Source organism: Nostoc sp. UIC 10607 (genome assembly GCF_047228265.1).
Taxonomy (GTDB): Bacteria; Cyanobacteriota; Cyanobacteriia; order Cyanobacteriales; family Nostocaceae; genus Nostoc; species Nostoc foliaceum_A.
Map to the genome: position 1 here is coordinate 98,524 of NZ_JBIQNW010000024.1, position 10,446 is coordinate 108,969.

Here is a 10,446-nt window from a genome sequence, read left to right on the forward strand (position 1 = left end):
GTTATTTTGACCGTGCTGTAGTAGTTTTCATAAACCTCTGGGGGAACCTTCACCGCGAGGATCAGCCGCCCCTTCTAAAGTTCCATCAGATGTTACAGCGATCGCATTACCATTACCCCAAGGAGTAGTTTCCTTAATTTTATGCCCCCGACGGCGTAAGTCTTGTACAGTCAGAGCATCCAAACCCCAAGATTCTACGCGCAACTCATCTGGAAGCCATTGATGATGTATGCGTGGAACAGAAACAGCTGCACCAACATCCATGTTGTATTCCAGCACATTCAGGATTACTTGCAAAACCTGGGTGATGATAGTGCTACCACCAGGCGTACCTGCTGCCATACGGAAATGACCGCTTTCTGTAACAATTGTGGGAGTCATGCTGGATAAAGGAGTTTTACGGGGCGCAATGCTGTTGGCATCATTACCAACTAAACCAAAGGCATTAGGCACTCCTGGCGCAGCCGCAAAATCATCCATCTCATTGTTGAGGACAATTCCAGTTCCTGGCGTTACCACACCAGCACCAAAGCTGAGGTTAATCGTGAAAGTCAGGCTTACGGCGTTGCGTTCTTCATCCACAACAGTAAGATGACTGGTTTCAGGAGATTCATGCCGAGTCACGTGCAGTTTCAGAGGCTGATCAGATAAACTCTGATTATTAGCTTGACTAAAACGTTGTAACGTCTTTTTGTCTACTGGCTTGACCTCGGTCGAAGGTCTAGCCATTTGCATATTTATTTCTTGACGGCGTTTTTTAGCGTAAGCTGGATTGAGCAGTTCTTGGACAGGGACTTTGACAAAATCAGGATCGCCTAAATATTCTGAACGATCAGCGTAAGCAATCTTCATTGCTTCTACCATTAAATGTATAGTGTCAGGATGATGCCATCCCAAAGATTTCAAATCGGTGTTACCGATAATATTTAAAATCTGCAATAGATGAATGCCTCCCGATGATGGTGGTGGCATTGAGCAAATTTTAGCTTTACGAAAATTGCCACAAACGGGAGTTCGCCAAATTGCTTTGTAGGCTTTCAGGTCTTCTAGAGTAATTAAACCACCATTTTTTACCATATCAGAAGCGATCGCACGAGCAATACTTCCGGTGTAAAAACTTTGGGGATTTTGGGCAATTGCTGTTAAAGTGCGTCCCAAATCACGCTGCACTAGCTTCTCCCCTGGTTTGTAAAATTCACCATTGCGAGTGAAAATTTCCCGCGCTGCTGGATTGTTTAGAATTGCTTGCTTGCGCGATTGGTTCGTTTGCAGAGAACGCCAAGTTGATACATCGCCCAGAATAAAGCCATCTTTAGCGAGTGCGATCGCAGGTTTCATTACCTCTTGCCAAGAAAGCTTACCATAGCGACGATGCACTTCATAAAGTCCCGCCACCGTTCCTGGTGTGCCTACTGCCAAATAACCATTAATACTTGCATTCGGGCGCACCTTTCCTTCTGCGTCTAGATACATATTTCTTGTGGCTTTCAGGGGTGCGCGTTCGCGGAAATCTAGGGCTTTCATGTCCCCCGTTTTCTCAGAGTGCATCAGCAAAAATCCGCCGCCACCGATTCCGGCTGAAAAAGGCTCAACGACGGAAATTGCAAAGGTTGTGGCTACGGCTGCATCCACTGCATTACCACCTTTGCGTAACATTAAAATTCCCGCTTCACTTGCTAAGGGATGGGCCGAAACCACCATTCCTTTTTTGCTGCGTAGGGGTAAAGTTAAGGCGGCTGATGCGACTTGGGTGCAAAGGAAAAAACTGAAAGAAAAGATGGCGATCGCTACGTCCGCCGGACGCATCGCAATCTTTTTTGATTTAGCAACAGTAAGCATTTTTATGCCATTTTGTTTGATATTTCTTAGCCTAGCGTTAAGGTGTGCATTTGATACACATAAGTTGTCCTAAATAATTTACAATTATCTTTTTACTCGCAGCTTTCACAGCCTTTGTGGTTCATTAAATTGATGCATCCTGTAATCGCCCATCCTCTATGTAAACAGTGCGATGTCTGGCGACAAGCCACTTTACATCTACGGCAATATCTCAAATGTGAGCTAATATGGATACCGTAATTACACCAGAAAGAATCGAGTTACCACCTGGCGCGGTGTTGAAACTTTTGGGAAACTGGCAAGACTATCAAATATTGAGTCAGCAACTAGGCGATCGCTCCTCGCCTCGGATAAAATATCGACCTGGAGAAATTTTGCTAATGGCACCGCTACCAGAACATGGAAGAGATGCCAGCTTGCTGGCAGATATTGCTAAGGTTTTGCTGGATCATTTAGAGCAAAGATACGACTCATTTACGCCCATCACCATGAGCTTGCCAGAGATTAGCGGTATTGAACCAGACTATTGCTTTTACATTGAAAATTGGAGAGCAGTAGTAGGCAAAAAAAGAATTGATTGGGAGTCAGATCCACCACCAGATTTAGCAATTGAAATAGATGTTAAAAGCTACACCGACATTAACGATTTCTTACCTTATCGAGTGCCAGAAGTTTGGATATTAAAAAATAATCGCTTGTTAATTTATAGATTGCAGGAAGAAAGTTATGTGCTTACAGAAAGCAGCTACTTTCCTAACGTCAGAGAAATTGTGCAGCAATGTTTCCAAATTACAACCGAGCAAACTACAAGTGAGACAATTAGGTGGTTAAGAAACTTTTTACGTGGTCAACAGTAGCATGTGTTACGGCTTCCATAACGCACCATTTCAGCTTTTCTGTACATTACACTAACGCTTAATTACGAATTACGAATTACGAATTATTATAATTCTTTCGATTTGAGAAACTCCCGAACAACATCTTTAATCTCACGTAATTCTCCCTCAACTAAATAATTTAATTGCCGCATTTCATCTGCCGAAATCTTTCCAGCAAGTGAGGCGATCGCTGTTCTTAATTCGGGATATTTTTTTAAGATATCTTGTCGGACAATTGGCACAGTTTCATAAGGTGGAAAATACTGCTTGTCATCCTTTAGTACAACTAAACCCAAGCGAGAAATCTGCCCGTCAGTGGAATTACCCGCCACCATATCTACTTGTTTTTGAATTAAAGCACGATATATCAAACCCAAGTCCATAATTTGGGGTGGTTTAGCAAAACGTAAATCGTAAGTTTTAGCTAATCCTGGAAAACCATCTTCCCGTTCTAAAAATTCATAGCCGAAACCGCCACGCCACTGCGGTGTATATTTAGTAGCTTCAGAGATAGTTTGAATATTGTTGCGCTTGGCATCTTCACCCCGAATAATCATCGCAAAAGTGTTTTCAAAACCTAAGTTTGGCATCACTTCCAGATTGAATTGCTGGGCGTATATTTGTTTTACTATTTCATAAACTTCTTTGGAGCCATTAACTGGTTTTTGCTTTAAAATTGCAGTCAAAGCTGTGCCTGTATATTCAATATAAGCATCAATTTTGCCAGCAACGATAGCATTATGACAAACAAAAGAACCACCCAAACGAGGGCGACGAGTTACTTTTAAATTAGTTGTTCTTTCAATTTGCTGTGCTAAAAGTTCACCTAAAATATCTTGTTCAGTAAAATCTTTAGAAGCAACGATAATATTACCCTCATTGCTACTACTATTTAAATTTGGTGTGCAGCCAGTAATTAGCAATAACACAGCAAAACTTAAAAAGAAAAGTGTCAAAAATCTTTTCATTATTAGCTTAATTTTTAATTTTTAATTTATTCTCCATCCAGCCAATTGCGAAGTCAGCCAATAATGCAATTGCCGCCGCCGGAACTGCACCAGCTAAAATTAACTGATTGTTCACTACTGATATCCCGCGAAAAATAAACACTCCCAAACCACCAGCACCAATTGCTGCTGCAATAGTTGCAATACCTATGGCAATTACTGTTGCTACTCGCACTCCTGCCAAAATTACTCCCATTGCCAAGGGAATCTCAACTTGTAATAATAATTGTCTATCTGTCATTCCCATACCTCTCCCAGCTTCTCGAATCGCGGGATCTACGCCAGTAATACCTGTATAAGTATTACGAATTATCGGCAGCAAAGAATATACAGTCAGGGCAACAATTGCTGGTACTGCGCCAATTCCGCCAATTATAGGCACAGGAATGAGTAAGCCAAACAGCGCCAAACTAGGAATAGTTTGGAAAATATTTGCTATACCAAGAATTGGCTGACGGAGATAGGTTTTGCGTGTAATCAAAATACCTAAAGGAATGCCTACAAGTATGGCGATTCCAATTGCAATCCCGACTAAAAATAGGTGTTCGAGAGTATGCTGAAGAATTTCTGGGGCATACTTAACAAGGAAGAAATCTTTCATAAAGTATCTTGGAGGGAACGCAGACATTGCAGAAAGGCTAGGCTTTCTGGATGTTGCGATCGCATAAATTCATCTTTTGTCCCCAATACTACCAATTCTCCGCCACACATTAAACCAATTCTCGATGCCAATACAAAAGCTTCTTGAATATCGTGGGTGACGAAAACAACTGTCTTGCCTAACTCTTGCTGCAAATGCCGAAACTCCTGTTGCAGTTCTAGGCGCGTAATGGGATCGAGTGCGCCAAAGGGTTCATCCATTAACAACACTGGCGGATCTGCTGCTAAAGCCCTGGCTACACCAATTCTTTGCCTTTGTCCTCCTGAAAGTTCGTGCGGGTAACGCCCGGCGAATTGTGCTGGTTCTAAGCCTACTAATTGCAACAATTCATAAACCCGCATTTTAATTTGTTTAGATTGCCAACCTTCCAAAGCCGGGACTAAGCCCACATTACGTTCAACTGTAAAATGAGGAAATAAACCAATTTCTTGAATGACGTAACCAATTTTTCGCCGCAGTTTAATTTCATCCCATTCAGTTGTGGGAACGCCATCAAATAAAACTTCGCCTTGCGTCGGTGTGAATAGGCGATTAATTAACTTCATTGTTGTAGTTTTGCCGCTACCACTGCGCCCCAGTAATACCAGTGCTTCTCCTTGGCGAATGCTGAAATTGAGATTTGACACCAAGGGGCGATGATTGCGGCTAAAGGTGACATCGCGGAATTCGACGGCGGTTTGGTTATTTTGCAGCATAGACTCGCTCATTTCTGGTAAAAGTTCATAATCCTTACTCAATCGACGATATTGATTCCACCATCCAAATGTATGCTCAACAATCCAGCGCTTAGGTAGTACTTGAAATCCCGTGTCAGTGCGACAAATAACATCTACTTTAGCATTGCATAACTGTTGAATGACTCAGTTTTTAATTTTACATTTTTAATTGGAGCGTTCGCGCAGCGTCTCGTAGAGAAGCGACTTGACCAGTCCATTTCCAATTACAACTACCACAAACTGTAGGGCATATGACAAGTATTGCTAACACCCTTTTTCAATCCAATCCCACAGAAAACAATTTACCAACTTGCGCCAAATCTACATTTCCACCGCTGATGATGACACCAACTCTCGCCTCTGGTGCTGTCACCACACCTTCTAGTAAGGCTGCTGCTGCAAGTACTCCGGTAGGTTCAACGACAATTTTCAGACGTTCCCACAAGAAAAACATGGTGCGAAGAATCGCTTCTTCCGATACCGTCACCATATTATCTACGTAATGCAGTACTAGGGGGAAAGTAATTTTACCAAGGCTAGGAGTCCGCGCACCATCGGCGATGGTATTAGGATTTTTGACAGTTTGCAGAGTTTTGGTGTGAAAGGAGCGGGTAGCATCGTCGGCAAGTGCTGGTTCTACGCCGATTACTTTACAATTGGGTAAAAGTGACTTGGCTGCGATCGCACACCCTGAAAGTAATCCACCACCACCACAACAAACTAATAATAAGTCTAATTCACCAACTTCTTGAATCAGTTCTAAAGCAGTTGTCCCTTGTCCTGCGACTACATGGGGATGATCGTAAGGGGGAATTAGAGTGAGAGAACGATTATCTGCTAAATCTTGAGCTAATTCTTCTCGGTTTGTTTCTTGGCGATTGTATAAAATTATCTCTGCACCATAGCCACGAGTAGCAGTTTGTTTGACAACGGGTGCATCATCAGGCATGACAATAGTGGTGGGAATATTTAGTAATTTTCCAGCTAAAGCGATCGCTTGGGCATGATTTCCCGATGAATAGGTGATAACGCCTGTTTGTTTTTGTGCTAACGATAGTTGGGCTAAGGCATTGTACGCACCTCTAAATTTAAATGCCCCCGTGCGTTGAAAGTTTTCGCACTTAAAAAATACTTGGCTATTGGTGCGATCGTTAATGATTCTAGAAGTTAGCACAGGGGTGCGATGGGCAATTCCCGAAATTCGCTCTTGTGCTGCTTGTACATCAGTTATATTAACGGAATTATGCTGTGGCATTGATGACAATATTAAATATTCTTGCTCTTGTTTATATAGATACAGATTTTTATATTTGCATCTAATATCCTGGATTGGAGCATACTCATTTCAGGTGGTTAGCATCATTTATTACCCGCATAAAAATAGCTACAGCAAACATTATATAGTGCTGTAGCTAAATTTATAAAACTTAAATTAATTAACTCACATTCGCCATTTTTCTAGCATGAGTAAAACATCTGAAAGTCGGCAAAAAAAGACTGCTCTAATTACAGGAGCAGCTAGTGGGATAGGCTATCAATTAACCCAGATTTTTGCTCGTCATAGTTATAATCTGGTATTAGTGGATAAGAATGAAGAAAAACTTACTGAAATTATAGATGAATTCCCGCAAAAGTTTGGCATTTTTGTGAAAATTCTTACTAAGGATTTATCTATCCCAACATCGCCAGAAGAAATTTTTACCGAACTCCAGCAAGAATCCATCAAGATTGATGTGCTGGTTAACAATGCTGGCTTTGGTACTTATGGAGCATTTAGCGAAACAGACCTTAGCATTGAACTGCAAATGCTCCAGGTAAATATGGTCAGCCTAACTCATTTAACAAAGTTATTTCTCAAGGATATGGTCGAGCAAGACTATGGAAAAATCTTAAATGTGGCCTCAGCAGCAGCTTTTCAACCAGGGCCTCTAATGGCAGTTTATTTTGCTACTAAAGCTTATGTCTTATCATTTTCAGAAGCGATCGCTAATGAATTAGAGGGTACAGGTGTCAGCGTGACTGTTCTTTGTCCGGGGCCAACAGCATCAGAATTTCAACAAACTGCTGCAATGGAAGATTCAAAGATTGCTAGCGTTAACAGAATGATGGATACGGCAACCGTTGCTAAGATTGGTTATCGGGGTTTAATGAAAAACAAAACTGTTGTTGTTCCTGGAATGAGAAATAAAATATTGACTGAAAGCGTCAGATTTACACCCAGAAATTTAGTAACAAAGGTTGTGAGAAGTATGCACGAACTTAAAAAAAATAGGTAGTCCGATATTTTATCCTTTTTCAACTAAATCGCCTGAGTTACTTTTCTCATACAATAAATAAGTAATGGCAATTAAATTGAAAGTGCCGAATATTAAAGGTGATGAATGCGCCAAGAAAATAACTAAATCTATTCAGACTATGGAATCTGATGCAAAAGTAGATGTTAACGTTGATACTAAAACTGTAACTGTAGAAGCGGCGGCTTCTGAAGAGTCGATTAAACAGATAGTTCAATCTGCTGGTTATACGATAGAAGGCTATTAATTACTTCATCTAAATTTCTGAGGATATTTAGATGAAGTAATTTAGTCGGTTCAATTGCTTTGTTACATATAGCGGTTCTCGTTTACGTGAATTACACTCGTAGGGGCACGGCAGTGCCGTGCCCCTACACCTAGCGATATAATGTTGTACCGCATCTGAGTGGGAACCGCTATATTCGCCCGGTTTCCGGGCGGAATATTATAATAAAGAGTATTTTTCTCTTCCGACATACTTGAAATACTTGGTTTTCGACTTAACTTATAAGCTGCAACAGATACAGCTAAAGATCAGAGGATTTTGAAAGTATTGCTGTATATTTGTTTGTTCTGAAAAAATTGTTAAAATTTCCGGTACTAGTTTTCAAGAACGGATTAACATGGGGTCATAGATTTGACATTCCTGAACTCCATAATTGCCCAAAATCAAGCTAGCCGATTCAAGCTCTTTGTCTGTGCCACTAACGATAAGTATGTAATTGCCTTGAGCAATTTGCTCGTTGTAAAAACGTGCCCAATCATCTGCTATTCCTAGCCTCATAGCGTCAAAACGCTCACTTAAATTAATACCAGTTAACCCAATCAATTGAGAAAGGTCTTTGCAAATTAAAGACATCTGATTTGCTGAAAAGCCTGCGACATACATATCGTTAATTGCGGCTCTAGTATTATCTATGCTATCGAAACAATTAACAGCATACTTACTCAAAATTCCACTTTTATTGGGAATGATAGTAGCAGAATTTGTAGATAATTGCTCACTACTTATAGGCTCATAAATGCCAAATTCTTCAATACCCCAACGCTGGAGAATTGCTTCTACTTTAGCAATTTCAAAAGATGTACAATCCACAATTATAAAATAGTGTCCATGTTCTACTCGCTCGTTATATGCTTTAGCTTGCTCTTCCGATATTCCCCAACCAACTAATGCACCAGCAAAAGTCCCAGTAGCAGCACCAATACTTGCACCGACAAGGGTTGTAACCAAAGCAGTTGCAGCTGCGCCAGCCAGCATTATTGGCCCAACTCCAGGGATTGCTAAAGTACCAAGACCTACTAATAAACCAGTCAACCCACCAACAGCGCCCCCTGAAAGCCCACCTACTGTTGCACCTTCGTCAGCTTTATCACTAGTGTGATCTTTAATTTCATCATTAGCAATCTCATGATTGCGATCTGTATTCTGTACAACTACAGATACTTTCTCCATCGCCAAGCCAGAATCTCTCAACTCATGTAGCGCCTGTTCTGCATCTCGACGATGAGTAAATATGCCTACAGCACGTTGATGTTGACTTAAAACCATTATTACTCCTTGATAGCAGGGGAAAAATTAATTCCCCACAAATCTAGTTATTCATTACCTGTAATCTTAAATACAACTTTATGTAACTCAAAACCATCCTAAGTAATAAAAATCATTACAAAGCGCGCCCTCAGTGTCAGCAGGGCGGCGTAGTTTATGAAAATCCGATCAACAGATTCTTTCGTCTAAAAAATCCGTTGATCGGGTTTAGCCATTCACAAAAAATCAGCTTAGATTACACTCTGTCTACTTTGATAGTTCTGGCGTAAAGAGAATGCGTTTGTCATTAATGCTATCAAATGCAGGTGTAGACCAGCGATCGACTACTTTGCCGAGAATTGACATTTCTTGAACTAAGCGGTCAAATTTATCAGGGGTGAGAGATTGGGGCCCGTCAGATAGAGCTTTTGCAGGATTGGGGTGAACTTCAATCATCAAGGCATCTGTACCAGCTGCGATCGCAGCCATTGCCATCGATGGAACATATTCAGACCTACCTGTACCATGACTAGGATCAATCATAATCGGTAAATGGGTAAGCGATCGCAACACCGGAAGCACTGATAAATCTAAAGTATTCCTGGCATATTTGCCATCAAAGGTTCTGATTCCCCGTTCACAAAGAATCACATTTGGGTTTCCAGATGCCAAAATATATTCTGCTGCCATCAGCCACTCGTCAATTGTGGCAGACATCCCCCGCTTCAGTAGCACTGGTTTATCTTGAGCGCCTACCTTTTTCAGCAACGAAAAGTTGTGCATATTCCTAGCTCCGATTTGGATTATGTCAGCTGTTCTCGCCACTGCTGATAAATCGGCAGCATCCATGAGTTCTGTGACAATACCCAAACCCGTAGCTTCCCGCGCTGCTGCTAATAAATCTAAAGCGCTTTCACCATAACCTTGAAAGGCATAGGGTGAGGTGCGGGGTTTGTAAGCTCCACCACGCAGAAACTGTGCTCCTGCTGCCTTCACCCGCTTTGCCGTTTCCACAATCATCGCTTCATTCTCAACGGAACAAGGCCCAGCTACCACTACGATCGGATGATGTTCGCCGAAATAGACATCACCGTTGGGCGTAGGTACGACAACCTCGCTAGCTTCTCCATGTCGGAATTCTCGACTAACCCGCTTGAAAGGTTGTTGCACCCGCAATACTTGCTCAATCCAAGGACTGAACTCTTGAACCTGTAATTTATCGATGCTAGTGGTATCACCAATTAGCCCTAAGACAACTTTATGAGTGCCAACGCTTTTTTCTACCGTGACTCCCCAAGTCTCACTCACTTCTTGGCTGATGCGAGTAATTTCCTCAACAGGCGTACCGCTTTTAAGTATGATAATCATCTGTTTTTCCTTCCGTATAGTTTTTGGATGTAATACAGTTCGTTCGTAGGGGCACAGCATTGCTGTGCCCTTACCTTGGCAATTAGCGCAAAAATTCAGCAAGTTGTTGAAGTTTTGTCCAAGCCGCACCGCTTTGCAGAACTTCCTTAGCA

10 protein-coding genes and 1 pseudogene are annotated in these 10,446 nt (G+C 41.6%); 3 read left to right on the forward strand and 8 right to left on the reverse strand.

Annotation, left to right across the window (positions count from 1 at the left end):
• Nucleotides 1-27: 27 nt before the first annotated feature.
• Nucleotides 28-1,839 (reverse strand): gamma-glutamyltransferase, encoded by a 1,812-nt coding sequence (gene ggt, locus ACEYW6_RS20185; protein WP_412981144.1) that lies wholly within the window; start codon nucleotides 1,837-1,839, stop codon nucleotides 28-30.
• A gap of 227 nt (nucleotides 1,840-2,066) precedes the next feature.
• Here ggt and ACEYW6_RS20190 point away from each other — a divergent pair, with 227 nt between their 5' ends.
• Complete coding sequence (locus ACEYW6_RS20190; protein ID WP_412981145.1) at nucleotides 2,067-2,696, forward strand: Uma2 family endonuclease; 630 nt, start codon at nucleotides 2,067-2,069, stop codon at nucleotides 2,694-2,696.
• A gap of 86 nt (nucleotides 2,697-2,782) precedes the next feature.
• On the opposite strand, the gene ACEYW6_RS20195 is transcribed toward ACEYW6_RS20190, so the two are convergent.
• The 5 genes and pseudogenes from ACEYW6_RS20195 to ACEYW6_RS20215 all read right to left on the reverse strand — a co-directional run bounded on the left by ACEYW6_RS20195 (nucleotide 2,783) and on the right by ACEYW6_RS20215 (nucleotide 6,356).
• Nucleotides 2,783-3,685 carry a glycine betaine ABC transporter substrate-binding protein gene (locus ACEYW6_RS20195; protein WP_412981146.1) on the reverse strand — a complete coding sequence of 301 codons (903 nt, stop codon included), beginning with the start codon at nucleotides 3,683-3,685 and terminating at the stop codon, nucleotides 2,783-2,785.
• 7 nt (nucleotides 3,686-3,692) lie between these two features.
• Nucleotides 3,693-4,325, reverse strand: coding sequence for an ABC transporter permease (locus ACEYW6_RS20200; protein ID WP_190901432.1), 633 nt, complete (start codon nucleotides 4,323-4,325; stop codon nucleotides 3,693-3,695).
• Entirely contained in the window at nucleotides 4,322-5,080 is a 759-nt protein-coding gene (locus ACEYW6_RS20205) for an ATP-binding cassette domain-containing protein (protein WP_412981147.1), read from the reverse strand. The genes ACEYW6_RS20200 and ACEYW6_RS20205 overlap by 4 nt, the downstream gene beginning before the upstream one ends.
• A 6-nt stretch (nucleotides 5,081-5,086) precedes the next feature.
• Nucleotides 5,087-5,242: pseudogene (locus tag ACEYW6_RS20210) on the reverse strand (transposase); the annotation flags it as partial.
• Nucleotides 5,243-5,378: 136 nt separating this feature from the next.
• Nucleotides 5,379-6,356 carry a threo-3-hydroxy-L-aspartate ammonia-lyase gene (locus ACEYW6_RS20215; RefSeq protein ID WP_412981148.1) on the reverse strand — a complete coding sequence of 326 codons (978 nt, stop codon included), beginning with the start codon at nucleotides 6,354-6,356 and terminating at the stop codon, nucleotides 5,379-5,381.
• Nucleotides 6,357-6,564: 208 nt separating this feature from the next.
• On the opposite strand from ACEYW6_RS20215, the gene ACEYW6_RS20220 reads away from it, so the two are divergent.
• On the forward strand, nucleotides 6,565-7,377 hold the full coding sequence (locus ACEYW6_RS20220; protein WP_412981149.1) for an SDR family NAD(P)-dependent oxidoreductase: 813 nt from the start codon (nucleotides 6,565-6,567) through the stop codon (nucleotides 7,375-7,377).
• Between the two features lie 64 nt (nucleotides 7,378-7,441).
• Nucleotides 7,442-7,642 (forward strand): heavy-metal-associated domain-containing protein, encoded by a 201-nt coding sequence (locus ACEYW6_RS20225; protein WP_412981150.1) that lies wholly within the window; start codon nucleotides 7,442-7,444, stop codon nucleotides 7,640-7,642.
• Between the two features lie 360 nt (nucleotides 7,643-8,002).
• Here the strand turns inward: ACEYW6_RS20225 and ACEYW6_RS20230 are convergent, their stop codons facing one another.
• Both ACEYW6_RS20230 and aroF read right to left on the reverse strand, forming a co-directional pair.
• Nucleotides 8,003-8,947 carry a hypothetical protein gene (locus ACEYW6_RS20230; protein WP_412981151.1) on the reverse strand — a complete coding sequence of 315 codons (945 nt, stop codon included), beginning with the start codon at nucleotides 8,945-8,947 and terminating at the stop codon, nucleotides 8,003-8,005.
• A 246-nt stretch (nucleotides 8,948-9,193) separates the two neighbouring features.
• Nucleotides 9,194-10,294, reverse strand: a complete 1,101-nt coding sequence (aroF, locus tag ACEYW6_RS20235) for a 3-deoxy-7-phosphoheptulonate synthase (protein WP_412981153.1) — start codon at nucleotides 10,292-10,294, stop codon at nucleotides 9,194-9,196.
• Nucleotides 10,295-10,446 lie beyond the last annotated feature (152 nt).

Bases quoted from the DNA above. Each gene is read 5' to 3' on its own strand.
- ACEYW6_RS20205 (WP_412981147.1), bottom strand. From the start codon at position 5,080: ATGCTGCAAAATAACCAAACCGCCGTCGAATTCCGCGATGTCACCTTT.
- ACEYW6_RS20225 (WP_412981150.1), top strand. From the start codon at position 7,442: ATGGCAATTAAATTGAAAGTGCCGAATATTAAAGGTGATGAATGCGCC.
- ACEYW6_RS20200 (WP_190901432.1), bottom strand. From the start codon at position 4,325: ATGAAAGATTTCTTCCTTGTTAAGTATGCCCCAGAAATTCTTCAGCAT.
- ACEYW6_RS20220 (WP_412981149.1), top strand. From the start codon at position 6,565: ATGAGTAAAACATCTGAAAGTCGGCAAAAAAAGACTGCTCTAATTACA.
- ACEYW6_RS20190 (WP_412981145.1), top strand. From the start codon at position 2,067: ATGGATACCGTAATTACACCAGAAAGAATCGAGTTACCACCTGGCGCG.
- ggt (WP_412981144.1), bottom strand. From the start codon at position 1,839: ATGCTTACTGTTGCTAAATCAAAAAAGATTGCGATGCGTCCGGCGGAC.
- ACEYW6_RS20195 (WP_412981146.1), bottom strand. From the start codon at position 3,685: ATGAAAAGATTTTTGACACTTTTCTTTTTAAGTTTTGCTGTGTTATTG.
- ACEYW6_RS20215 (WP_412981148.1), bottom strand. From the start codon at position 6,356: ATGCCACAGCATAATTCCGTTAATATAACTGATGTACAAGCAGCACAA.
- aroF (WP_412981153.1), bottom strand. From the start codon at position 10,294: ATGATTATCATACTTAAAAGCGGTACGCCTGTTGAGGAAATTACTCGC.
- ACEYW6_RS20230 (WP_412981151.1), bottom strand. From the start codon at position 8,947: ATGGTTTTAAGTCAACATCAACGTGCTGTAGGCATATTTACTCATCGT.